The organism is Gemella sp. 27098_8_92 (assembly GCF_041433685.1).
In the GTDB taxonomy this organism is placed as follows: domain Bacteria; phylum Bacillota; class Bacilli; order Staphylococcales; family Gemellaceae; genus Gemella.
In genome coordinates, this window is record NZ_JAPWBZ010000003.1 from 143,132 (window position 1) to 168,951 (window position 25,820).

Consider the following 25,820-nt stretch of genomic DNA (forward strand, 5'->3'; position numbering starts at 1 on the left):
ATTTATTGATTCACATTATAGGAAAACTATTAAAATATATAACAAGGAGAACACCTATGCAAGAGGTTATTAATTATAAAGATACTAGAGTAGAAAATTTCCATACAATTTACCCTAATCATATGAATAGACATGATACATTATTTGGAGGTCAAACTCTTTATTGGCTAGATGATGTTCAAGGATTAGTTATAAGAAGATATACTCACTTACCATTTTTCACTGCAAGTATTGATACTTATCAATTCTTAGATGTTGTCCATCGACATGAAGCACTTATAATAGATAGTTATATTTCGAGAGTTGGGACCCGAAGTGTTGAAATTTTTGCTGAACTAAGTGCATTCAATCACGAAACAAGACAGACTCGTTTAGTAGGAATTTGTTTTTCTACTTTCGCCCTTAACAAAGAAACTGTTCTTGAAAATCCACTACCAAAAGTAGAATATACAGATGAAATTTCAAAATTTGTAAGTGGAACATATGCCGATAGACAAAGTGGAAAATTAACTGCTCGTGCTTTTTGTAAAGAATATTTAAAATACTATAATAAATAACAAAAAAGTAAAGTACTTTCTAACATATAAGTACTTTACTTCTTTTATATTAATTAGTCGATAGAATAAAGTAATTCTAAAACTTTTTCTTCAAATTTAACTAACTTCTCTTCTGCTACATCTTTATTTTCGTCTTTTACATAAATGTAAAGCTTAACTTTTGGTTCTGTTCCACTTGGTCTTAATGTATACCAAGATTCATCCGCATAACTGAATTTAACAGCATCTGTTTTTTCAATATCAATAGCTTTTTCTTCTCCAGTAGCTACTGTTTTCTCTTTTTGAGTTAAGTAATCAGTTACTGCAACTACTTCGCTTCCTGCAATCTCACGTGCAAAGATTTCACGATATTGTTTCATCATACGTTTAATTCTTTGCGCTCCTGCTGCTCCTTCAAGTACGATTGAAATAGTTTTATCTAGGTAATAACCATATTTTTCATAAAATTCATCTAGAACATTAACTAATGTTTTGCCTTGTTTTTTGTAGAATGCTGCTGCTTCTACTAATAACATAGCGATAGTAACACCATCTTTATCTCTTAAGAATGTTCCTACATTATAACCGATACTTTCCTCATATCCCATAACATAGTTTTTCTCACCTGTATTATCCCATTCATTAGGTAATGCACAAATATTTTTAAAACCTGTAAGAACGTCTATTACCTCAACTCCATATTCTTTACATAATGGTTCTACCATTTTAGAAGTAACGATAGATTTTACTAAAACAGGATTTTCTGGTAACTTCCCTTGCTTAGCTAAGTTTTCAATTACGTATTGAACTAAGATAGCTCCAACTTGGTTACCATTAAATGATACTACTTCTCCGCTATGCATAGCCTCTACTGCTAAACGGTCACAGTCAGGGTCTGTTGCAATAAGAATATCCGCATTAACTTTTTTAGCTAATCTTTCACTATATTCAAACGCTGCAGTATCTTCTGGATTTGGATATTCAATAGTTGGGAATGTTCCATCTGGATCTTTTTGTTCTTCAACAACATGAACATTTTCAAAGCCACGACGTGCAAGAACTGTGGTTACAGCCTTGTATCCTGCTCCATTAAGTGGTGTATAAACAACAGAAATATTTTTATCTATATTTTCATCATTTATTGCACAATCTAAAGATTCTTTATAGAATTCTTCATCAACTTCTTCCCCAATATAAACCAACAACCCTTTAGCTTTTGCTTCTTCTTCTGTTATTGTTACATATTCTTCAAAAATATCCATTGAGTTGATGTATTCAAGAACTTTATCACTTATATCTGATTTAATTTGAGATCCTTCTTGCCAATATACTTTGTATCCATTGTATTCTTTTGGATTGTGGCTTGCAGTAATATTAATTCCACTAGCAGTTCCTAAATAACGAACTGCAAACGACAATTCTGGAGTTGGACGTAAATCTTCAAATAAATATGCTTTAACTCCATTACTAGCCATTACTAAAGCTGCCAATTTTGCAAATTCTTTTGAAAAAAGACGTGGATCATGTGCAATAGCTATACCTTTTTCTTGTAAACCATTATCAATAATAGTTTGTGCTAAGGCTTTAGTTGCACGTGCAATAATAAAACGATTCATCCTGTTTGAACCCATTCCTACTTTACCACGAAGTCCTGCAGTCCCAAATTCTAATTCTTTATAAAATCTATCTTCTTTTTCTATTTCATCGCTTCCCACAGCTTTTAGTTGAAGCTTTTCCTCTTCTGTTAAAGCTGGACTATTAAGCCATTTTTCATATAATTCTTGATAGTTAGTCATAGTTTTTACTCCTTTTACATATTTTTACGCTAAACCTAATGCAATTTCCATCATTTTAGTAAATGCTGTTTGTCTTTCTTCTGGTGTTGTTTCTTCGCCAGTAACTAATGAATCACTTACTGTTAAAATTGTTAATGCATTTACTCCTGCTGCTGTTGCATTAGCATACAATGCTGTGCTCTCCATTTCTACTGCTAGCACACCCATTTTAATCCAGTTATTCATAGCTTCTTTATCAGCATTATAAAAAATCTCACTACATAAGATATTTCCCACATGCACTGGTTGCCCCATTTCTTGAGCTTTATTGTACGCTTTTAATAGTAAATCAAATGATGCTGTTAAACTATAATTCCCTGGTATATTATATTGGTGCATGTAATTTGAATTAGTTGATGAACCCATTCCTAAAATTACGTCGTATAATTTAACTTCTGGTTGTAACGCTCCGCAAGTCCCTATTCTTATTAGGTTTTTGACTCCAAAAGTATGAATTAATTCATAAGAATAAATACCTATACTAGCTGGTCCCATCCCAGTTCCCATTACAGAAATCTTTTTACCTTTGTATGTTCCAGTATATCCAAGCATTCCACGTACTTCATTGAAACAAACCGCATCTTCTAAAAATGTTTCAGCTATAAACTTGGCTCTAAGCGGATCTCCAGGTAATAAAATAGTTTCGGCAATTTCTACTCCATTTGGTTTAATATGTGGTGTTTGTTTATGTGACATCAATTTGTCCCCCTGTTGATATTTAATAACTCTATTATACCTTTTTTCTTTTTCTTAAACAAGGGTTATCAAGAGTTATTAAAAAAATAATTATCTATATTTTGTACACAGTAACCACTCTACTCTTCATTATATTCTTTTTTTAACATTCCTTTTATATATGTTTTTGAAATCGTTTTTATAATAATATTTAGACTCTGTTAAGTAGTATTTAATATTAAAATTTGTTGATTTATTGATACAAATTCACGTTTACTAAAATAATAATTTTATTTGAGATATAAAATAATTTTCTAAAAAATAAATTTTAATGGTATTTTAAGCTATTTTATTATATAATAAATGTTATGAATAAAATTTATTAGAAAGAGGTTTTTATATGTTACAATTAGCCGTCTTTTTACCAGTAATTGCAATGTTCTTTGTTCCATTTTTAAGGAGAACCTTTAAACAAATTCATACTGGTAAATTTGTTATAATTGTGCCTTTAATCTTATTTGGATATTTCGTATTTAATATTAAAGATATCTACTTAGGTGGTACTATCTATAAAGCTTGTTCATTTGCTTCTAACGTAGGACTAGATATAAACCTAAAATTAGACGGTTTATCATTATTATTTTCTCTTCTTATTACAGGAATTGGTACATTAGTAATATTATACTCTTGTTATTATATGAGCATAACAGACGAAAAATTACATAAATTTTATATATTTTTATTAATTTTTATGTCAGCAATGTTAGGAGTTGTCTTATCTGACAACCTTCTAAGTATGTATATGTTTTGGGAGCTGACTTCTGTGTCTTCTTTTCTTCTAATTAGTTATTGGCATGAAAATGATGCTTCAAGAAAAGGAGCGTTGAAGTCATTAATTATTACAGTTTTTGGTGGTGTTTTAATGCTTGGAGGAATATTTATTCTTCATAGAATCACTGGAAGCTTTAATATAAGTGAAATTATAGAATATAGTCATAACCATGGTTTTAACACTACATATTTTATAGCAATGATATTAATACTATTTGGGGCATTCACTAAATCTGCACAGTTCCCATTCCACATTTGGTTACCTGATGCTATGGCTGCTCCTACGCCAATTAGTAGCTATCTACATTCTGCAACAATGGTTAAAGCAGGTATCTATTTACTTCTTAGAATAGGTATAGTTTTTTCATTTACTCCTATCTTTGGAAATATATTAATCATTGTTGGAACTCTAACAATGGTTATTGGTTCAATTTCTGCTATTTTCCTTAAAGATTTAAAAGGAATTTTAGCTTACTCTACTATAAGTCAGCTAGGTATGATGACTTTAATGATAGGTATAGCGAATTTAGGTCTATATAATGACAATAACTATGTTTATACCTTTGCATTTTATGCTGTTTGCTTCCATATCATTAATCATGCTGCATTTAAGGCTGGGTTATTTATGATTACTGGTGTTATCGATCATACATTCAATACGCGTGATGTAGATAAATTACGCGGTATTCGTAAATTTATGCCAATTAGTTTTATACTTAGCGTTATCGCTGGATTCTCAATGGCTGGTATTCCTCCTTTAAGTGGATTCTATTCAAAAGAGTACTTCTTAACTGCTGTTTATAGTTTAACTAGCTCTAGTATTCTTTATACTGTAATCGCAATTCTAGTAGTTATCGCTGCACTAGGAACTGCCATTTACTCATTTATTTTATCATTCAAACCTTTTATGGGGACTCTTGATAAAAATAAACTTGAAGGTAAAAGAATCCACCTACCAGACAACAATATTTTTATAGCGCCTATTATTCTAGTATTTTTTGTAATTATAAATACTTTTATAAAAGACTATGTTGTGATACCTGCGCAAAAAGCGGCACTTGCTACCAATGTTACCAATAATGAAGTTATTAATCACGTTCATCACGGAAGTTTCTTTTCAATAGAACTAATTACTTCTATTTTAATAATAATAGTTGCTGGAGTTCTTTATAAGTTATATGCTAGCACTAACAATATATATAAATATAACCCTACTATCTTTTCTGTTCATGGCTTGTATAACCGTCTGGGAAATATGCTTCACAAAGGAAGTGCACTTCTTCATGATACATTTGTTACAAACGAGCTTAGAAGAAATATGAGTTATATCTTTAGTGTTTTATCTATAACTATTATTGGTGGATACTTCGCAGTTGGTTCGCCAATTGTTATAAATAAATTTTCTACCGTACATATTATGAATATTTTTATTGGGCTTTGCATCGCTGTGTGTTGTATTGCTTTAGCTAAAACATATAATCGCCTTGTGCTTATTATCCTTTCATCTGGAATTGGCTTTATGATGACTGCACTTTATGTTACTTTCAGAGCACCAGACCTTGCAATGACACAATTTGTTATAGAATCTATTTCAACTATTATTTTCTTAGTTGCCTTTATTCTATTAACTGACAAAACAAAACATGTTGAAAAACAACCATTTAAACTAACTAATGCTATTATAGCTACACTTAGCGGAATCAGCTTTATCATTATTGGTTTAGTTGCATATGCTTATAAACATCCATCAGAAATTAGCCAGTTTTATTTTGATAATGTTGTTGCCTCTGGTGGAGGAAATATAGTTAATGTTATTATTGTTGACTTCAGGGGATTTGATACATTATTTGAAGTTACAGTTATGACAATGGTAGCACTAATTATTTATGCAATGTTTAAAATTATCAAACGAGGAGGTCCTAAAGATGAAAACTAATGATGTTATTTTAAAATCACTATCTATTATAATCTCAGGTTGTATATTTTTACTATCACTTAGTTTATATTTTGGTGGCCATTTTCTTCCTGGTGGTGGATTTGTGGGCGGACTACTATGTACTATGGCTTTGGCCCTTGCAATGTTCACTTATGGAATTGATAAAGTAAATAAATTGCTACCTATTAATTATGTTTATGTCACTGCTCTAGGATTACTATTTTCAATCGGAACTGCGTTTAGTGGTATAGTTACAGGTGAAAATTTCTTCAGACATCACTTTACTCACATCCATATGCCACTTATGGGTGAAATGGAACTACATACAGCTGCAATTTTTGACCTTGGCGTATATTTAATTGTTGTTGGAGTATTGATGTCTATAATCTTAGCTTTTGGAAAGGATGGTAAATAATGGAATTTTATATGATTATATTATGTGGTATTCTTGTTGGATTTGGCGTTTACCTTATGCTTTCTAAGAGTATGATGCGTATTATCATTGGTGTTGGGCTTTTTGGGCACGCCGCAAACTTAATTATTCTAATTGCTGGTGGATTATATGATGGAGATATTCCCATTATCTCAGAACTGGGAAAAAATTATATTGATCCAGTTCCAGCAGCATTAATCCTTACTGCAATTGTTATTGGATTTGCAGTTACATGTCTTTTAATTTCAATTTATATCGCAAACTATAAGCTAAAAGGTAGTGATAATGTTATTGAGTTAGAAGATACAGAACATATAAAGGAGGTTAATAAAAATGCATAGTAATTTACCTGTTATACCAATTTTTATACCTCTTTTATTCGCGGCAATTACAATATTGTTTAGAAAAAGAATAGGTATGCAACGCTTTTTAACGTTTATAGCTACTATTCTTACCCTTGGATTTTCTATCTATAATATTTATGTAATAAATAAACACAAAATTTTAATATTAGAAATGGGGAATTGGGCAAGTCCATTTGGTATAACACTTACACTGGATGGTTTAAATAGTATTCTAGTGACAACATCTAGCGTAGTATTTCTAGCTACACTATTTTATTCATTTAAAACTATTGATAAAATACGTGAACTTAGCTTCTTTTATCCTGGATTTTTATTAATCATGGTTGGAGTTAACGGAGCATTTACAACTGGAGATATATTTAACCTTTTTGTTTTCTATGAGATACTTCTTATGGCTTCATACTTACTCCTTTTAGTAGGTATTAACAAAGAACAGCTTAAATCTTCAATAAGTTATGTATTAATGAATGTTTTTGCTGGAAGTTTATTTGTTATTAGTATTGGTTATTTATATACGATTGTTGGTAGTTTAAATATGGCGTATATTTCACAAACCATTGCCAATATGGATGACCGCCGAGGTGTTTATCTTGTTGGAGCAGTTATGATTTTTGTTTTCTGTATGAAAGGTGCATTGTTCCCATTATTTACATGGATGAATAGATCATATGCAGCTCCACCTATTGCTGTATCAGTAATTTTTGCTGCACTGCTAACAAAGGTTGGTTTATATTCTATTATTAGAACTTATGGATTATTCTATTACGCATCAAGCTTCATAAAATCATATTTATTAATTCTTGGGGCTATTTCTATCATTGCAGGATGTATTGGTGCCATTTATCAAAAAAATCTAAAGCAAATTGTAATCTTTAATATAGTTATTTCTCTTGGGGTTATGGTTTGTGGGACTGCAACTTTAAATATTTTTGGAGTTAAAGGAGCATTATTCTATGCTGTTAATGATATCCTCCTAAAATCTGCACTATTTATAGTTGTCGGATTAATAATATATGTTAGCGGAGTTAAAGTTCTTAAAAAATGCGGTTTAATAAATAAATATCCACTCTTAGCATGGACTTACTTCATTATTGTATTATCTCTAGCTGGTGTACCACCATTCAGTGGTTTTTATGGTAAAGCACTTATTATTCGTGGACTAGTTCTGGATAATAATATATTGATTGCTGTTCTTGTCGCAGGTTCAGGTCTAGTAGTATTTTATTCTCTAATAAAAATATTCCTTAATATTTTCTATGATAATATTAATAAAAGCCTTATATTAACAGTTCTACCAAAAGGGATTTTAATACCACTTGTATCATTAGTTGCTATTGCTTTCATTATAGGAATATATTCTAATCAATTGGATCCTTTCTTTGAGCAAGCAATCCAAATGATTTTGAAACCTGAACAATACATTGATTTAGTACTTAAGAAAGGAGCATAAGTATGGCACTACAATTTTTAATAAATATACTTGTCGGAGTTATATGGATGTTCTTTTCAGCAAACTATAACTCAGAATACTTCGCTGTAGGTTTCTTTTGGGGGATGGTAATTCTATTTATTTTTAGAAATACCTTCGCTAAGAATTTCTTAGGAAAACAACTATATTATGTTTATCTCTACAAATGGATAAAACTAATAGTAATGTTTCTTATAGAATTATTAAAAGCTGATATCAACGTATTAAAAATGATGTTAAAAAAGGATTTAGATGTTAATCCTGTAATTTTCGAATATCCTTTAACAGTTAAAAAAAATTGGCAAATAACACTACTTGCCAATATGATTACATTAACACCCGGAACTTTAACCGTTAATGTAGGACATGACAATAAACAATTGTTTATCCATTGTCTTGATACGAATGATATTGAAGGTGAAATTGAAGGAATTAAAAATAGTTTTGAAAAAGCGATACTGGAGGTTGATTTAGATGGATAAAATCTTAGACTATACTATTATAATAGGTATTTTTGCTAGTATAGCAATGATATTTTTCCTATTAGTTTATATTGTTAAAAAACCAAGTATCTTTGATAAACTAATAGCCAGTGATTTACTTGCTATGCCTCTTATTTGTTTAATAGTTTTGGTAAGTATGTATTACAAAACATTCTCTTATGTTTCACTTATCTTAATTATTGCAATTATTTGCTTAGTTGGAACAATTGTCACAGCAAAATTCTTAGCAAAAAAGGAGGTTTTCAGTGATGATACTAAATAGTATTTTAGATATTATAATGATTATCCTTATCCTTATTACTGCAGTAGCTATGGCTGCAACAGTAATTGGATTTATAAGACTTCCTGATGAATTAACAAAAATACATGCCGCTGGAGTTACAGGATCATTTGCAGTTGAATTAATTTTAATAACTGGTTTTATCTATTTCTATAGATATCTCCAAATATTTGAGTTTAAATTTCTATTAGCAATTGCCTTCTTATTTCTAGCAGCACCTGTATCTGCACATATAATTTCGATAAGTGCAATAATTTTTAACAAAAAGGTTTACTCTAAAAATCAAAAAGATGAAGCTAAAAAAGTTTTAGATGACATACAAAAATTAAATGAACAATAGAAAAAAGACGATTGCACATGCAATCGTCTTTAATTTTCTTCCGTTTCCCAAACTTCTAAAGTTCTTATTTGATTTTCTTCTACTTTTCTAACTATAAAAGTTAGTTTATCGACTATATATGTTGCTCCTACTTTTGCCTCATATTTTTCTAAATAAATATATGCCCCTATCGTATCTACCTCTTCATGTGGTAGTTGAACATGAAAAAGTGCATTAACATCTTGAATAGGAACCCAACCGTCTAATAAGTAATGACCATTTTTTAATTTTTTAATTAAACTTTGCTCATCATTATCAAATTCATCTCTAATTTCACCAGTAATCTCTTCTACAATATCTTCTAATGTAACTACTCCACTAGTTCCACCATATTCGTCTGTAATGACTATCATATGCTCTCGGCTTTGTTTTATAGTCGCTAATACTTGAGAAATAGGTGTATGCTCAAAAACCTTTATAGCTGGCGTTATATACTTTTCTAAATCCTCTGTTTTTTCTAACGGTTTATCAGTAAATAATAATTTTTTTACATTCAAAATACCTAATATTTCATCTTTGTCTCCATCTTCAATTACTGGATACCTTGTATATTCTTCTTGTTTTAGTTGACGCATGATAATTCCTAAAGAATCACTCATATCAATCGCTTCGACTTCAGTCCTTGGAGTCATAATCTCTTTTGCAATTTTATTATCAAATTCAAAGATTTTCTCCACATATCTATATTCAACATCGTTTATCTGACCATGTTCTCGCGAAGATTTCATAATCGTACGCAGTTCTTGTTCACTATGTATTTCATCATGTTCAGATGCTGGTTCAAATCCAAATAATTTAGCAATAAGGTTCGCCAATGAATTTAGCAACCATACTAGTGGACGCATAATTTTATCAAACATGTACATTGGCCACGCAACTCTCAAACACGTCTTTTCAGCTGATTGTATAGCGATTGTCTTAGGGACTAATTCTCCTAATACTACATGTAATAATGTCATAAAACCAAACGCAACTACCAGCGAAATCGTATGTGTAATAGTTAAATTCAGGTCTAAAAGCTCAAACATTGGTCTAAAAAGAGCGTGAAATGTCGATTCTCCTAACCAACCTAACCCTAAAGATACAATGGTAATTCCAAGCTGTGTTGCTGATAAATAATGATCTAATTGTTCTACCATCATTACTAAAATTTTAGCAGTCTTATTCCCTGATTCTGTCATTTCATTGACACGTGTTGGCCTTAACTTCACTAGTGCAAACTCAAACATTACAAATATTGCTGAAGCGATAAGTAATAATATAATTATTAATATTTTAATTAAGATACTGAGATCCATATGGTTCTAATTTATCCTCTTTCTTTTTATGTATTAATATATAATTTTACTATATAAAAACAAATTTTTCAAATATTAAAAGTTTTATTATAATAATTTTTCTAATTTATATTATAGTTACTTTCTCTCAATAAATAATATACTATAAATTTTTTATTGTATTAAGTAAAATACTAAATATCAAAGAATTTTTTAATATAATTTAACCAGTCTGTATTTCTACAGACTGGTTCTCTTTTTATTTTTAACTAATTTTTCCCTTTAATTCCATATTTTTAACAATCTTCTCTATTGAATTGACATATGCAGCTTTTCTCATCGGAATAGTAAATCTTTCTTTGACTTTCCAGATATCATTAAATGCTTTTGTCATAACTCTGTCTTGTTTTTCTACTACTTCTTCTTCAGTCCAATAATAACCTTGTAAGTTTTGAACCCATTCGAAATAAGAAACCGTAACTCCTCCACTGTTGGCTAGGATATCAGGAATTACTACAATTCCTTTTTCTTGAAGCACCTTATCCCCTGCTAATGTTGCTGGTCCATTTGCACCTTCAGAGATGACTGGTGCTTTAATAAGTTTAGCTTCTTGCTCATCAATGGCATTTTCTAATGCACATGGACAAAGCACATCTACATCTAACGCCCAAAATTCATCTAATGTTAAACGTTTAGTATTTGGCAATGTATGGAATCTAACTTTTTTATCTTTGCATTCTTGAAGTTCATCATAAGTTAATCCTTCTGCTCGATAAACAGCATATTGAATACCGTCATCATCACGTTCAGTAGCTGCTACTACTGTAGCACCATATTCAATTGCAGTACTCACCGTATAACTACCGACATTACCAAATCCTTGGACCGCAAATTTTGCTCCCTCAACAGATTTTCCTAATTTTTCTAAAGCAAGCTTAGCAGCTAATGCAACTCCATGCCCAGTCGCTTGTGTTCTACCTAATGATCCTCCAAGTTCTAAAGGTTTTCCTGTTAAAGTCCCTATTCCTTGCTCACCTGTAAGAATATTGAACTCATCTATCATCCAAGACATAATTTGACCATTTGTGTTTACATCAGGTGCTGGAATATCTTGTTTTTCTCCAAGATATTTATATAGCCCTCGAATATATCCACGCGATAATCTTTCTAATTCTCCTTTAGATAATTCATTAGGATCTACTATAACTCCACCTTTTCCTCCACCATATGGAAGATTAGCAACAGCACATTTGAATGTCATCCAAATTGACAATGCTTTTACTTCATCTCCTGTAACCTGTGGATGGAAACGAAGTCCACCTTTTGTTGGGCCAATAGCATCATTGTGTTGTGAGCGGAAACCTTTGAAATACTTAACTTCACCATTATCCATTCTTACCGGGATAGAAATTTCTATAAAACGTTGAGGATCTTTTAGTGCTTCATATACCTCTTCTTTATAACCTAATATATCACAAGCATTTTTTATTTGTTCTCTTGCATTCATTAATGGATTGTTATTCATAGATTAATTCTCCTTAAACTTTTAAATTATATTTTATAACTGCCTCTTTTTTTATTATAACAGACTTCGAAATATTTTGTAAATTATTTTTTGATATTTTTCATTATTTTTCTGAAAAATAAGGGTGCTATCTATACTTTCACAACTAAAAAACTCTAAGTAACTTTTCGGTTACCTAGAGTCTATTATATACCTTATTTTATCCATTAAATATTTTTTGTTAAATTATTTAACATGGCATAATTATTTAGTGTCATACCACGAGCTTCCGCTACTAGCTTCTGCTTTAAGCTTAACATCTAGTTCGACCGCTTCTTCCATAATTTTTACCATTTCGATAGTAAACTCATCTACCACATCTTTATTTACATCAAAAATAAGTTCATCATGTACCTGAAGTAATAATTTTGCATCAACTTCTGTTTTTTCAATATAGTCAAAAGCATTTATCATAGCAAGTTTTATTATATCAGCTGCAGTACCTTGAATTGGCGTATTCATAGCTAACCTCGCATTAAGGCTTGCTACTATTTTATTTTTAGCATTAATTTCTGGTAAAGCACGACGGCGATTATATAAAGTTTCTACATATCCATGTTCCTTAGCAAACTCAACTATATCTGTCATATATTTGTTAACACCACTAAATGTTTCTAAATATTTGTCAATAAATTCTTTAGCTCTCTTGCGTGTTATTCCTAAATTATTTGATAACCCAAAGTCAGAAATTCCATAAACTATACCAAAGTTTACGGCTTTAGCCTCTCTACGCATAGTTGGAGTTACCTCATCTAAACTTACTCCATTTACTTCACTAGCTGTCTTAGTATGAATATCTAAATCATGAGTAAATGCATCAATCATTCCCTTATCCTGTGCCATATGGGCTAATACACGTAGTTCAATCTGAGAATAGTCGATAGATAATATTACTCTATCAGCCGAAGCAGGAATAAACGCCTTGCGAATTTTTTTACCCTCTTCTATTCTCGTAGGAATATTTTGCAAGTTTGGATTAACAGATGACAATCGCCCCGTTTGTGTTAATGTTTGTTCATAACGTGTATGAATTTTCCCTTTACGAGTAATGTCTTTAACCAAACCTTTGGCATAAGTTGAGTTCAATTTTGTTAATACCCTATACTCCATTATTAAAGGTATGATTTCATGGCTATGTTGAAGTTGTTCTAATACTTCTACCGACGTAGAATAACCTGTTTTTGTTTTCTTTACAGGGGGTAATCCTAAATCTTCAAATAATACTATTCCCAATTGTTTTGGTGAGGCAATATTAAACTCTGAACCCGCTAGCGTATGAATACTTGCTTCAAGTATTTTTATTCGCTCATCTAACTCATCACTCATATCCTCTAATGCTTTCTTACTAACATGTATTCCTTCAAACTCCATATTAGCAAGAACACGCGCTACTTTTATTTCGATATTTTTATAAAGAGAATCCATATTTTCTTCTTTTAATCTCGCACTTTGAATTTCTTTTAAATCAAAAATACTTTTTACTACTTGTGCTAAGTACGGATAAAGAATTTCGTTAGTTGGTAACGTGCGTTTGACACCTTTTCCATAGATTTCTTCTTCACTTTTTATAATATTACCTAAGGTATTAAATACTATTTTATCAAGTTCTGTTTTTACCGTAACGTCTAAAAGATATGCAGCAATTTTTACATCAAAAACATTACCAGCTATATCAGAAATACCATTTCTTTTCGCAATATACAAGATTTTCTTGTAATCATAAACTACTTTTTCCGCATCACTTTCCAAATAGTTACGCACAAATTTATTTTCAAAGAAGTTATCTTCACTAAAAATATAGACATTTTCATCTTTGTATACTGCTATATTAACAACATCTGAATTATGATAATCTTCTGTAAAACATTCAATATGTAGTGAACTATTTTCAAAAGATAGTTCTGTTTTTTCATCAGCATTTATTATTTCTAGTTCTTTTTCTTCTTTTCCATCAACATCTACATCGTCATTTTCAGCTAATTTTTTTAAGAAAGAAACAAACTCTAATTTTTCAAATAATTCTTTTTTCTTGCTTCTATTCTCACTAAAAGTTAAATCCTCTAACTTGTTTTCTACTGGAACTTCTGTAAAAATTGTAGCAAGTTCTTTACTAAGTAAAGCATCTTCTTTACCTTCTGCTAAACGTTCTTTTAGTTTTTTCCCGCTAATATTATCAATATTATCTAAAACATTTTCTACAGTTTTGTATTCAGCTAGCAATTTTATCGCCGTTTTTTCTCCTATACCAGCTATCCCTGGTATATTATCACTTTTATCTCCCATTAAGCCTTTCATATCAATGATTTGTTCTGGACTCAAACCATATTTTTCATTGATAAACTCTGGAGTATAGTGGTCAACTTCAGTAACTCCGCGTCTTGTGTAGTAGATTGTAATATTATCACTAGCTAGTTGTGTTAAATCTTTATCTCCCGAAATAATTATTACTTCAAGCCCTGCTTTTTCTGCTAACTTAGCATAGCTTCCTATGATATCATCAGCCTCATAATCAAAATGTTCTTCATATTTTATTCCATAAGAGTCTAGCAATTCTCTTACATAGCCAAATTGTTCAACAAGTTCACTTGGTGTTTTATCACGTGTACCTTTATAGTCTTGATAAGTTTTGTGACGGAAAGTTTGTTTCCCTTTGTCAAAAGCTACTAATGCGTACTTTGGCTTTATATCTTCTAACATTCTTTCTAACATCAAAGTAAATCCATATACACTATTTGTATACAAGCCACTTTTGTTTTGTAGAGCAGGCATAGCATAGAAAGCACGATAACTCAAACTATTCCCATCTAATAAAATTATTTTATCCATTTACCTCTCCTAATAACCAAATATTTGCAACTAGAAAACTAGTTTTATATTTAATTTACATCTGTAATTAACTTTAATATTTTATAACAAATTATAGATAGTTTCTATTTTTTTCTTCCAAGAATGTCTTTCTACTTCTTCTAATAATTCTTGTGGTAGTTTTCTTTCTTTTCTTGTCCTTTCTATCATAAGTTCCAATGCAGCTACTATTCTTTCAATAAAAGCAGGTTTTTCTTCTTCTACTGCTTTATCAGTATCGTAAATAGTCGGCATAGCAATATATTCTATAATATCTGAGTTATTTATTTTATCTCCTAAAAACTCAATAAGTCCCTCTATTTCAGTAGCAACGACTCGCAACCCGCTTCCTAGAGCCTCTACAGCTATAAGACCTAACCCTTCAAAATAAGATGGCAAAATAAAAATATCTTTTTGGCGCATAATTTCTCCAAGATGCACTTGATCCATTGCATTATAAATTTTAATATTTTTTGAATCTCCTACCAAACTGTAAACACGTTCTTTATCTTCTTCTTTTAAATTTCCTATTAAATCTAGCTCAACATCTCTTACTTTTGTTTCTAATATTCTAAAAGCTTTTATAAGCTCATAAAAACCTTTTGACTCATCAAACTTACCTGCATATAATATTTCTAATTTTTCTTTTGGTTCATAGTTATTTAATGGAAAAAATACCTTCTCATTATAGCCAGCTCCTATATTAATAATATTTTCTTTTGAATAGTTATATACAGTTACTATCTCATCAATTTGACTGCTACTAAGTGCTAATATTTTATCCAATTTATCTAAATTCGTCACATACTTCTCTTTTATACTTGGATTTTTCTCTGCCTGACGTAAATCAGTATTATGACAAATTGCCAGAACTTTTTCATCAGTAAAAATTTCACAGACAATTGAACTTAATATCCATAAATGATGTGTAATAACTATATCTGGCTTAAACTCATCTTTAGCTTTTAATAATTTTTCTCGAAAAGCATTTTGCCATGTAGTCATCATATTCTCACTCATATTTTTATAAAGAGTATTATTATAAGGCATAACGTCACTCATCCCTACAATAGGAAACTCGATATCCTTGCCTTCAAATTCCACTTCATACACTGTATCTAAAATATTAAACTCATATTCTGGTGTTGTTCCATAAATTGCAGCTTGTTCTACTTCATAATTTTTCAAACCATCTATAACATTAGTAAAATATACCCCGCTTCCCGTTTTTACTGGTAATTGAGCAAGAACATGTAAAACTTTCATAGTATGAATCCTCTTTTTTTAAATTTTATCTATTTTTATATTATACCATACATATAGAAATATACCCTACTAAGTACTTAAAATCATATAAAAAAACTTTGAAGATAAAAGTATCTTCAAAGTCTTCTATTATAACGATAACCTTATCGTTTTATTAAATTCTACCCTCAAGCGCTACATGCTGCAGCATCCTTTTCTGCTGGATTTTCATCATAATCTTTCGGATTATAAAATGCATCTCTATACTTCTTAGTATAAAATGGTTCTACTAAATTAATAATAGTATAACCTTCTTCTCCTAATTTTTTACAAACTGGTTTACTTTCCTCTGGAGTATCACTATATACAAAAATATCCGCATTTTTATCTAATTTGTCTTTTACTGAATTAATGTCTGTTGGTGAAATTTTAATCTCATCATCGTTTAAGATTTCAGTACCTAAATTTAACAATTGTTTATTTTTACTCTTAGTAAGTCGATATTTAAACTCAGACAGCAAAGCATTTGTGTAAATAGCTTTACCATAATCATATTGTTTTACTCCGTCTCCAATGTGAAGTTTAGTGAACCCACGTTCTAGCAATAATTTCTCAGTAGCACGTGATGTTACATCCACAACACAGTAAAGAATAATATCTTTATCTTTATAATCATCTAGAACATCACTACCATCTTTAAATAGCTTTATCGGTAAGTTTACAGCGTTTATAGCATGTCCTCTGGCATATTCTTTACGCCAACGTACATCCACAACTAATGCCTCTTCATAAGTTTTCTTCTCTACATCATGACCTTGAATACGTCCTGGCTTTCCTTTTTTTAATTTTAACCAGAAAGCATACAGTCCTAAAACAATAACTAAGAAAATTATTGCAATTGTTGATAAAATATTCATTGTTATGCCCCTTTCTGTTCTGATATAATTTTATCATATTTTTTTTATTTTTTGTAATAAAATGTTTTAAAATTACTTTGATTTTTTTGCTATTAGGAGTAAAATATAAATTAGGTATATATTAACAATAAATAAAAAAGAAAGGAGTTAAATGTGAAAATCAATAATATTAATAATATTGAAAATAAAAATATGAAAATTGAATCTTCACTCCTGCTTAATGGTATATTAGTCGGTATTTTGGCGGGAGTTGTTGGAGCGATTTATAGACTTCTTATAGGCTATAGTGAAAAATTAGTTCACTTCACTGCTGAATATATCAAATCAGGAATTTTTTATAAATTTATTCTTCTAATAATACTGATTATTCTTGCCCTTATTTCTGGATTCCTTCTAAAACGTGAACCTATGGCTAGCGGCAGTGGTATCCCACAAGTTTCTGCTGAAATAACAGGACGTCTTAATTCTAATCCTTTAAAAGTCTTAATTTATAAAATAACCGGTGGTTTAGTCGCTAGTCTTGGAGGGCTATCACTTGGGCGTGAAGGCCCATCTATCCAATTAGGTGCAATGAGTGGTAAATTAGTATCTAGGATACTACGAAGAAATAGTATTGATGAGAAATATCTAATTACATCTGGTGCTAGCGCGGGTCTTTCTATTGCATTTGGAGCTCCTCTTGCTGGTGTTTTATTTTCGATAGAAGAAGTTCATAAAAATGTTACTAAAAAAATAATTATAGGTTGCTTCAGTGCGGCTGTAGTTGCGAATATTATTGGACAATACATTTTTAGCTTAAAACCTGTATTCTCTTTTCCAGATATTGATTACGTAACTCCTAGTATCTATCCTTGGATTGTTATCCTTGGAATTTTACTTGGGATTTTTGGAACATTTTATAATAATACAATAAAAGTCTTATATAAGCTTTATGAAAAATTAAATCTTAATATAGTATTTAGACCACAGGTAGCGTTCTTAACATCTTTTGTACTTTTTATTTTTTATCCTATAGTATTAGGTAGTGGGCATGGTCTAGTCAGCTTCTTATTAGAATATAAGTTTAGTATTGTATTTTTGATAATATTATATTTTATAAAAACTTTATTCTCACTTATCTCATTTACATCTGGTGTTGCTGGGGGAATATTCTTGCCGATACTAATTCAAGGAGCCGTATTAGGAACTTTATTCAGTAACTTTTTTGATAGCAAATATGCAGGATTATTTATTATTCTAGCTATGTCAGGCTACCTAACAGCCATTGTTCGTAGTCCTATTACGTCTGTTATCCTATTATTTGAAATGACTCAAAAACTAAATTACTTCCTACCTATTGCATTGTGCTGTTTATTTGCATATTTCACTGCAAATATCCTTGGCACAAAACCAGTATATGAATATTTACTAGATAGAATTTTAACTAGTAATAAAATAAAAGATGAAGAGCTAGATATGGAAGTGGAAATCACAACAACTATAACAAATGATAGTACATTAATTGGAAAGACTATTAGCGAAATCCAGTGGACCAAACATACATTAGTATCAAATATCGAACGCTCTGGACGAGAAATTATTCCTAAAGGAACTACTATTCTTGAGGCTAATGACAGACTTACAGTAATCATGCCAAAAAGGACTGTTGATGAATTCCTAAAAAGATTTAATGATGTGTAATAGTATAATTTTAAAGAGATAAAAAAATCTTTGAGGATCTTAAATAAATTCCTCAAAGATTTTTTATTCTAATACTCTAAAATGTTTTAAAGCATAAGTAATTCCATCATCATCAACATCTGCTGTAACAAAGTCCGCTATTTCTTTTACATCATCCCTCGCATTTCCCATAGCAACACCAACACCTACATGTTTCAACATATCTATATCGTTTCCACCATCACCAAAAGCCATGATTTCTTCTACTTTAATGTCTAAATGATTAGCTATAGCATCTATTCCTTTGTCTTTTCCACCATCACTTGGAATAACATCGGTAAATGCTGATGTCCAACGAGCCGACTTTGAGTTTGGCATATATTCTAAGAATGCTACCTCCTCTTCTTCAGTAACAAAGACATTTAGTTGATAAATTTTTTTGTTTAATGCTTTTTCATAAGCATCTTCCAACACCACAAAACGCTCATGATCTCCTAGCTCATCTTCAAGCCATTTTACACGATTATTTTTCAAGTTCATAAATGCACCATCTAATAAAGCAAAGTCACAAGCAATATTATTTTCTTTAAAGTATGGTAAAACATTTTCTATATCCTCTTTTGGTAGTACTTGGTTATTAAGAACTTCACCAGTAGATAAATAGCAATATTGACCATTAATAGTTACATAACCATCAAACTCAAAATCTATTAAATCTTTTAAAAATGTGATATGAAAAGGTGCTCGTCCTGTAGCTATAAATAGTTTAATTCCTTTTTCTCTTAGTGCTCGTAAAGTTTTTTTCGTATTCTCTGGAATTGTTTTTGTTTTAAAACTTCTTAATGTCCCATCTATGTCAAAAAATATCGCTTTTATTTTAGTCATTTCTTTCTCTACTTTCTATAAATTATTTAAATCTACAACACTACTTCTAGTTTTCAAGTCGTAACCTATTAGTATTTTCATCTCAGTTTCTTTTTTCTTAATAACATTAAGTAGCATTTCCACCGTTTTTTTAGCTGCATCTTCTAAATCAAATTTTATCGTTGTTAATGGTGACTTTAATAATGCTGATGAAGCATAATCCCCAAAAGCTGCCACAGAATAATCTGTACCTATATTTAATCCATTTTCCTCAAGAGCTTTTATAGCACCATAAGCTAAATTATCAGTAGCACATATCAAACACGTAGCTTTTTTTAGCTTATCTATATTTTCATTAGTTAGACGATAACTATCTTCCATACCAAAATTTGTTATAAGAACATCTACTGGTGAAAGATTATATTTTTCAAGGGTAGTCATAAATCCTAATTTTCTATAATAACCTACCGCAATATCTTCCTCACCCACACCAAGGTAAGCTATCTTTCTGTGACCACACGCTAAAACAAAATTAGCTAAATCTCTAGCTGCATTAAAGTCATTATATTCAACGCTATAAGTATACTCACCTTCTTGTCCTAAAAGGACAACAGGGACATCTATCGACTTAATAGTGCTCTCATAACTTTTGCTCATCGTTGTAGGAAGTAAAATTATTCCATCAACATTCATCCTAGCAAGTTTTCTTATATAATCAAGTTGCTTTTCTTCATCAAAATTTGCATTCATAATTAATGTTTCATAATTATTTTCTTTTAAACTTTTATCAATATATTTCAAAGTATTTGAACTTACATAAGAATGCAAACATGGGACAATAACTCCAATAATTTTACTATCTGTTCCTTTTAAGGCCTTAGCAAATGTATTAGGCGTGTAATTATACTCCTCTACTATTTTTTTTATTTTTTCTCTAGTTTCTTTTTTTAAATTTCCACCGTTAAAGTATCTAGATACAGTAGTAGAACCTACTCCTGCCATTTTGGCTATATCTACTATAGTCAATTTTTTCATAAAATACTATAACCCCCTTAGCTATCTTATATCAATATCTTTCACTTTGTTTTTTAAATTTTTTACTTTATATAAACACATATCTTATTATAAACTATACATAAAAATAAATAAAGTCTTTAATAAAGTTTCACGACTACAATTATTTTATCAAATTCCCTGGTAAGTTGTATTAGTCTGCATTCTATGTTTAAATGATACAGCTTTAATAAAACCTTATAATAATTATTTTGAAGTGTATTCAGTAAAGAATGAAAAAATTAATACATATAGTATCTTTTTCTTGAACTCCTTTTCAAAAAGTGGTATATTCTTCCTTGGAGGTTATTATGATAGTTCAATTAAAAAACATATCCAAACAATATAAAGATGCTAAGTTTAAACTTCAAAATATCTCTTTTGATATAAATAAGAAAGAAGTTATTGGAATTATTGGGCGTAATGGTACTGGAAAAAGCACTATTTTGAAAATGATTAATGGCATTGTCAACTATGATAGTGGTGATATTCTTTATAAGAATCAATCTCTTAGTGAAATGACTCCGGCTACTCTTAGACAAACTAGAAAAAATCTTGCTTATATATTTCAACATTCTAATCTTATTGATAACAAAAGTGTATATTATCATTTAAGCCTGGTATACAAATTAAATAAAGTCCCTGTTGATAAAAAGAAGGTAAATTATATCCTTGAGTTTATGAATATATCCCGTCTAAAAGACAGCCTTTGTGGTAGTCTTAGCGGTGGAGAACAGCAAAAAGTAGCTATTGCTATGGCACTTCTGCAAGAACCTGAAGTATTACTTTGCGATGAGATTAGTTCAGCACTCGACACCAATAGTGAAAAAGAAATTTTTACACTGTTAAACAAACTACGAGAAACATCAGATATCTCTATAGTAATGATTTCTCACAGTTTATCTTTACTTAAAAACTTCTGCGATAAGGTAATTATCATCGATGATTCTACAATTAAAGATATTATTATACCTAACAAAGATATTAAAGATGATTACGACAGCAATTATTATAAGTATGTAAAGGAGTTTTTATTAGATGATTGATTTATTCTTAAAAAATTATGATGGTATAGTAAAAGCTTTTTGGGAAACAAATTATATGATGGGAATTTCTATGGTTACAGTTTTTGTAATCTCTATGCCACTAGGTATTCTATTATTTTCACTTAGTAAAGATTATTTACTGAAAAATAAAGCATTATATGAAGGGCTTAGTATTTTCTTAAATGCTCTTCGCAGTGTCCCCTTCTTAATATTTGTATTTATATTAATACCTGTCAATAGATTTTTATTTAAAACGTCATTTGGTAATATTGCAGCTATTTTACCTTTAACACTAGTTGGAGTTAGCTTATATGCTCGTTTTGTAGAGCAAGCATTGCTGAATGTTCCTCAAAAAATTATTGATAGAGCTATTAGTATGGGAGCTACGAAATTCCAAATTATTAGATACTTTCTCTTACCAGCAACAGTCGGAAATTTAATTTTATCCTTTACCTATACAACCATTAGCTTGTTAGCATATACCACTGTAATGGGTGTTATTGGGGCTGGCGGATTAGGTGAATTTGCCTTCAGGTATGGCTATCAAGAATACGATTATAATCTTATGTATTTAATTGTACTTATATTTATTATATATGTATTTATTATTCAAACAATTGGTTATGGATTAGCCAAAAAATTCACAGGTAAAAAAGAAAAATAATTTTATTGAACTATTTTATAAACATATATTCCTATAAATAAGTATTCAAACACCTCTAAACTTATAAACAATTTAAGGAGACAAAAAATGAAAAAATTACTATCAATTTGCGCAAGTTTATTAGCGCTTGTATTAGTATTAACCGCTTGTTCAAGCAAAACTGAAACTAAAAAAGAAAATGTTACTATCAAAGTAGCTTCTCATACTGCACCTATGACAGATATGCTAGAGATGATTAAAGACGATTTGAAAAAAGAAGGATATAACCTTGAATTAGTAAAAGTGTCTGATAATGTTCAAGCTAACGTTGCATTAAATAATAAAGAAGTAGATGCAAACTTCTTCCAACACAAACCATTTATGGAGCAATTTAACGCAAAAAACAAAGCTAATCTAGTTGCTATTCAGCCTATTTACAATGCAACTGTTGCCTTCTATTCAAAAGATATTAAAGATCTTAAAGATCTTAAAAACGGGGCTGATGTGGCTATTCCATCTGATCCAACAAATATGGCACGTGCTTTACGCCTATTAGATCATGGTAAAGTTATCACTCTTAAAGATCCAAATAGTTATACTGTAACTATTGATGATATTAAAGAGAATCCAAAAAATCTTAAATTCTCACCTATTAGTTTACTTAACTTAAATGAAGCATATAAAGAAAAAGACCTAGTATTCAACTACCCTACTTATATTGCTAAATTAAACCTTACACCTGGTAAAGATGGACTTCTAGTTGAAGATGAAAAAGATTCTACTTTTGCAGTAAGTTTAGTTGCACGTGAAGATAATAAAGACTCTGATGCAGTAAAAGCTCTTAAAAAAGCACTTGCTAGTGAAAAAATTAAAAACTTCATTAATGAAAAATTAAAAGGACATGCAACTCCTGCATTTTAATTTTAACTCTTACTCATAAAGATTTTTTACCACTATTTCCTTAAAGTTAGATTAGAAGTCTAGCTTTAAGGATTTTTTTCACTCTAAATAAACATAGAAAAAACGAGTCTTTCGACTCGTTTTCTTATTACTTTTCTATTTTAATAATTTTTCAAATGCTTCTCTTACTTGTCCTACAGAGAATCCAATAATTACTTGAATAGCTTTACCATTACGCGCAACTCCAAGAGCTCCAGATTGTTTAATAAAGTTATCATCTTTTACTAAGCTTTCATCTTGTACATTAACACGTAATCTTGTTACACAGTTAGTTACATCAACGACGTTATCTCTTCCACCTAAACCTTCTAAAATAATTGCTGCTTGATCCGCATAAACCGTAGCATCATCAACAACTTCTGTTTTAGCTGCTTCTTTACCTCTTTCACGGTATTCTTGTTTAGAGTAAAGTTTAGTTTCAGCATCATCTTCTTCACGACCTGGTGTGTTTAAGTTGAATTTAAGAATCATAAATCTAAACACGAAGAAGTAAATTACTGAGAATATTAATCCTATTGTAATTTGAACAAACATTTGTCCAGAGTGATTTTTGAACATTGGTAACCAGTTAAGTGCTAAGAAGTCAATTAATCCACTTCCGAAGTTACCTACAACTCCAAACCCATACATAGTTGCTGACATTGCTGCTCCTAATACTGCGTGAGTAGCGAATAACATTGGAGCTGCAAATAAGAATGTGAACTCGATTGGTTCAGTAATTCCTGTTAAGAAACCAGTAAGAGCTGCTGGGATTAATAACCCTGCTACAACCTTTTTCTTTTTATCTTTAGCTGTAACATACATAGCTAAAGCTGCTGCTGGTAAACCAAATACTTTTGAGTTACCGTGTAATGAGAATCCACCTTGTGGGAATAACTCTTTTAATGGAGTTGTACTTTGAGAGAACTCTTTAATATGTTGCACCCAGTACGCTGTAATTCCATTTTCTACTGCTGCTGGTCCAAACATAAATGGTCCATAGATGAAGTGGTGTAATCCTGTTGGGATTAAAATTCTTTCTAAGAAAGTATAAGTAAATACTCCAGCAATTCCAGATACTTTTAAGAATCCTTGTAAAGCAGCAATTCCTAATTGAACTTTTGGCCATAAAAGAGCTGTTAAAAATGCAGCTGGAATCATTAAAATAAATCCTATTAAAATAACAAATGTTGAACCTTGGAAAATTCCTAATAACTCAGGAAGTTTTTTATCAAAGTATTTGTTGTGAATCCAAACTGAAATTGATGCAATAATGATAGAACCAATAATTGAAGTATCTAGTGTGATTGCTCCAGCAATTCTAGTTAATCCTGTTGGTAATTTAAGAGCTGGCGTTACATCCACTCCGAAGAATGGGAATACTGTTAAGAACCCATTGATGAAGTAGTTAAAAATCATATAAATTAAGAACGCTTCTAATGCTGCACGCCCATTTGCTTTTTTAGCAAGACCAATCGGAATACCAAGAGCAAAAACTACTGGCATTTGGTTAAAGATTGTCCATCCACCTTGTTCTATTACGAACCAGAAGTTGTACCAAAGTGTCCCTTCTGTCGCAATGCTCCCTACTAAGTTAGGGTTTTTAAAGATTGAAGTTAATCCTACTACTAATCCGAAGAATGCGAATATAATAGATGGCATTAACATAGCGCCTCCAAAACGCTGAATTTTTTGTAACATAACATTTTCCTCCTTTTATTTATTTTTCTGCTAATGTTACTTCTAAGCCATTATGGTCAGAAATTATTGGATAATTTTCATTATTAAAGATAACAAAACTTTCTTCAACATTTAATTTTTTGTTAGAAAATATATAATCCAATTTCTTCTGACACATAGAATCTTCCCAACCACTGATATTTTTATACACGGTAACTCCTTTATCTTTTTTTAGAGCCATTTCATAAGTATCAAATAAACCTTGTTCAAGTATAGCTTTATATTCATCTACTTGATTAAAGTAATCTGTATTGAAATCTCCCATAAAAATTTTAAGATTTGTATTATCTGTATAATTTACTAAGTTGTAAAGATTTTGTTCTATGTTTTCTCCTTTACAAGTTGGCAAGTTCATATGACAACTGTAAAATTCTACAATTTCATCATTTATTTTTAAATCTACTTTTAAAATTTTTCTTGATTCTATAGAGGTCACGGTTTGTTGTGCCGTACAGTAAAAATCCTCTACGGCAACAACTTCACCTTTAGCTAAGATTGCTAAGCCCTCTTCAAATTTATCAAAACCAATATGTGAGTAAGTCCAATAATATTTATATCCTTGCCCTCCATATTCATTTATTTTATCTAATAATAATTTTCCGAAATTGTCTTCTCTAATCCCTAGTTCTATAAGTTCACTACTAATCAATTGGTTTACTTCTTGCATCGCTATCACGTCATATTTTTTTTCTACGATAGTTTTCGCTAAAATATTCAATTTTTCTAGTTGATTTTCTTCTAACCAACTATGAACATTTATTGTTAGTAGTTTCATAGTTATATCCTCA

The 25,820-nt window shown here is 30.4% G+C and carries 23 protein-coding genes; 12 read left to right on the top strand and 11 right to left on the bottom strand.

Annotation, left to right across the window (positions count from 1 at the left end; all coding sequences use genetic code 11):
• Window positions 1-56 precede the first annotated feature (56 nt).
• Complete coding sequence (locus O3802_RS03065; protein WP_004632665.1) at window positions 57-557, top strand: acyl-CoA thioesterase; 501 nt, start codon at window positions 57-59, stop codon at window positions 555-557.
• A 53-nt stretch (window positions 558-610) separates the two neighbouring features.
• On the opposite strand, the gene O3802_RS03070 is transcribed toward O3802_RS03065, so the two are convergent.
• Together O3802_RS03070 and deoD are read right to left on the bottom strand one after the other, a co-directional pair.
• Window positions 611-2,332 carry a phospho-sugar mutase gene (locus O3802_RS03070; RefSeq protein ID WP_371458253.1) on the bottom strand — a complete coding sequence of 574 codons (1,722 nt, stop codon included), beginning with the start codon at window positions 2,330-2,332 and terminating at the stop codon, window positions 611-613.
• Window positions 2,333-2,356: 24 nt separating this feature from the next.
• The gene (deoD, locus tag O3802_RS03075) at window positions 2,357-3,067 is read right to left on the bottom strand and encodes a purine-nucleoside phosphorylase (protein ID WP_371458254.1); all 711 of its coding nucleotides are present in this window, start codon (window positions 3,065-3,067) and stop codon (window positions 2,357-2,359) included.
• 379 nt (window positions 3,068-3,446) lie between these two features.
• Between deoD and mbhE the strand changes: the two genes are divergently transcribed.
• The 7 genes from mbhE to O3802_RS03110 are packed head-to-tail and all read left to right on the top strand — an operon-like array spanning window position 3,447 to window position 9,202.
• Window positions 3,447-5,813 (top strand): hydrogen gas-evolving membrane-bound hydrogenase subunit E, encoded by a 2,367-nt coding sequence (mbhE, locus tag O3802_RS03080; RefSeq protein WP_371458255.1) that lies wholly within the window; start codon window positions 3,447-3,449, stop codon window positions 5,811-5,813.
• Entirely contained in the window at window positions 5,803-6,228 is a 426-nt protein-coding gene (locus tag O3802_RS03085; RefSeq protein ID WP_371458256.1) for an MnhB domain-containing protein, read from the top strand. Before mbhE ends, O3802_RS03085 begins: the two co-directional genes overlap by 11 nt.
• Window positions 6,228-6,587 carry a sodium:proton antiporter gene (locus O3802_RS03090; protein WP_371458257.1) on the top strand — a complete coding sequence of 120 codons (360 nt, stop codon included), beginning with the start codon at window positions 6,228-6,230 and terminating at the stop codon, window positions 6,585-6,587. The genes O3802_RS03085 and O3802_RS03090 overlap by 1 nt, the downstream gene beginning before the upstream one ends.
• Window positions 6,580-8,061, top strand: a complete 1,482-nt coding sequence (locus O3802_RS03095; RefSeq protein ID WP_371458258.1) for a proton-conducting transporter transmembrane domain-containing protein — start codon at window positions 6,580-6,582, stop codon at window positions 8,059-8,061. Before O3802_RS03090 ends, O3802_RS03095 begins: the two co-directional genes overlap by 8 nt.
• Window positions 8,062-8,063: 2 nt before the next feature.
• Window positions 8,064-8,561 (top strand): Na+/H+ antiporter subunit E, encoded by a 498-nt coding sequence (locus O3802_RS03100; RefSeq protein ID WP_371458259.1) that lies wholly within the window; start codon window positions 8,064-8,066, stop codon window positions 8,559-8,561.
• Window positions 8,554-8,844, top strand: coding sequence for an MrpF/PhaF family protein (locus tag O3802_RS03105; RefSeq protein ID WP_004632682.1), 291 nt, complete (start codon window positions 8,554-8,556; stop codon window positions 8,842-8,844). Before O3802_RS03100 ends, O3802_RS03105 begins: the two co-directional genes overlap by 8 nt.
• Window positions 8,831-9,202, top strand: coding sequence for a monovalent cation/H(+) antiporter subunit G (locus O3802_RS03110; protein ID WP_371458260.1), 372 nt, complete (start codon window positions 8,831-8,833; stop codon window positions 9,200-9,202). Before O3802_RS03105 ends, O3802_RS03110 begins: the two co-directional genes overlap by 14 nt.
• 29 nt (window positions 9,203-9,231) lie before the next feature.
• Here the strand turns inward: O3802_RS03110 and O3802_RS03115 are convergent, their stop codons facing one another.
• The 5 genes from O3802_RS03115 to O3802_RS03135 all read right to left on the bottom strand — a co-directional run bounded on the left by O3802_RS03115 (window position 9,232) and on the right by O3802_RS03135 (window position 17,088).
• Window positions 9,232-10,539: a hemolysin family protein gene (locus O3802_RS03115; protein WP_371458261.1), complete on the bottom strand. Its 1,308-nt coding sequence runs from the start codon at window positions 10,537-10,539 to the stop codon at window positions 9,232-9,234.
• Between the two features lie 244 nt (window positions 10,540-10,783).
• On the bottom strand, window positions 10,784-12,043 hold the full coding sequence (locus O3802_RS03120; RefSeq protein ID WP_371458262.1) for a Glu/Leu/Phe/Val family dehydrogenase: 1,260 nt from the start codon (window positions 12,041-12,043) through the stop codon (window positions 10,784-10,786).
• A gap of 243 nt (window positions 12,044-12,286) precedes the next feature.
• Window positions 12,287-14,908, bottom strand: a complete 2,622-nt coding sequence (polA, locus tag O3802_RS03125) for a DNA polymerase I (protein ID WP_371458263.1) — start codon at window positions 14,906-14,908, stop codon at window positions 12,287-12,289.
• Window positions 14,909-14,989: 81 nt separating this feature from the next.
• Complete coding sequence (locus O3802_RS03130; RefSeq protein ID WP_371458264.1) at window positions 14,990-16,192, bottom strand: glycosyltransferase family 4 protein; 1,203 nt, start codon at window positions 16,190-16,192, stop codon at window positions 14,990-14,992.
• 167 nt (window positions 16,193-16,359) lie between these two features.
• Window positions 16,360-17,088 carry a rhodanese-like domain-containing protein gene (locus O3802_RS03135; RefSeq protein ID WP_371458265.1) on the bottom strand — a complete coding sequence of 243 codons (729 nt, stop codon included), beginning with the start codon at window positions 17,086-17,088 and terminating at the stop codon, window positions 16,360-16,362.
• Between the two features lie 153 nt (window positions 17,089-17,241).
• Between O3802_RS03135 and O3802_RS03140 the strand changes: the two genes are divergently transcribed.
• Window positions 17,242-18,768: a ClC family H(+)/Cl(-) exchange transporter gene (locus O3802_RS03140; RefSeq protein ID WP_371458266.1), complete on the top strand. Its 1,527-nt coding sequence runs from the start codon at window positions 17,242-17,244 to the stop codon at window positions 18,766-18,768.
• Window positions 18,769-18,831: 63 nt separating this feature from the next.
• Here the strand turns inward: O3802_RS03140 and O3802_RS03145 are convergent, their stop codons facing one another.
• Window positions 18,832-19,632 (bottom strand): Cof-type HAD-IIB family hydrolase, encoded by an 801-nt coding sequence (locus tag O3802_RS03145; RefSeq protein WP_371458267.1) that lies wholly within the window; start codon window positions 19,630-19,632, stop codon window positions 18,832-18,834.
• A gap of 15 nt (window positions 19,633-19,647) precedes the next feature.
• Window positions 19,648-20,646 (bottom strand): LacI family DNA-binding transcriptional regulator, encoded by a 999-nt coding sequence (locus O3802_RS03150; protein ID WP_371458268.1) that lies wholly within the window; start codon window positions 20,644-20,646, stop codon window positions 19,648-19,650.
• A gap of 329 nt (window positions 20,647-20,975) precedes the next feature.
• On the opposite strand from O3802_RS03150, the gene O3802_RS03155 reads away from it, so the two are divergent.
• The 3 genes from O3802_RS03155 to O3802_RS03165 all read left to right on the top strand — a co-directional run bounded on the left by O3802_RS03155 (window position 20,976) and on the right by O3802_RS03165 (window position 23,274).
• Window positions 20,976-21,710: an ATP-binding cassette domain-containing protein gene (locus tag O3802_RS03155; RefSeq protein ID WP_004632702.1), complete on the top strand. Its 735-nt coding sequence runs from the start codon at window positions 20,976-20,978 to the stop codon at window positions 21,708-21,710.
• Window positions 21,703-22,374, top strand: a complete 672-nt coding sequence (locus O3802_RS03160; protein ID WP_281665391.1) for a methionine ABC transporter permease — start codon at window positions 21,703-21,705, stop codon at window positions 22,372-22,374. The genes O3802_RS03155 and O3802_RS03160 overlap by 8 nt, the downstream gene beginning before the upstream one ends.
• Window positions 22,375-22,461: 87 nt before the next feature.
• Window positions 22,462-23,274 carry a MetQ/NlpA family ABC transporter substrate-binding protein gene (locus O3802_RS03165; protein ID WP_371458269.1) on the top strand — a complete coding sequence of 271 codons (813 nt, stop codon included), beginning with the start codon at window positions 22,462-22,464 and terminating at the stop codon, window positions 23,272-23,274.
• Between the two features lie 135 nt (window positions 23,275-23,409).
• On the opposite strand, the gene O3802_RS03170 is transcribed toward O3802_RS03165, so the two are convergent.
• Both O3802_RS03170 and O3802_RS03175 read right to left on the bottom strand, forming a co-directional pair.
• Window positions 23,410-24,993 carry an alpha-glucoside-specific PTS transporter subunit IIBC gene (locus tag O3802_RS03170; protein WP_371458270.1) on the bottom strand — a complete coding sequence of 528 codons (1,584 nt, stop codon included), beginning with the start codon at window positions 24,991-24,993 and terminating at the stop codon, window positions 23,410-23,412.
• Between the two features lie 19 nt (window positions 24,994-25,012).
• Entirely contained in the window at window positions 25,013-25,807 is a 795-nt protein-coding gene (locus O3802_RS03175) for an endonuclease/exonuclease/phosphatase family protein (RefSeq protein WP_371458271.1), read from the bottom strand.
• Between the last annotated feature and the right edge of the window lie 13 nt (window positions 25,808-25,820).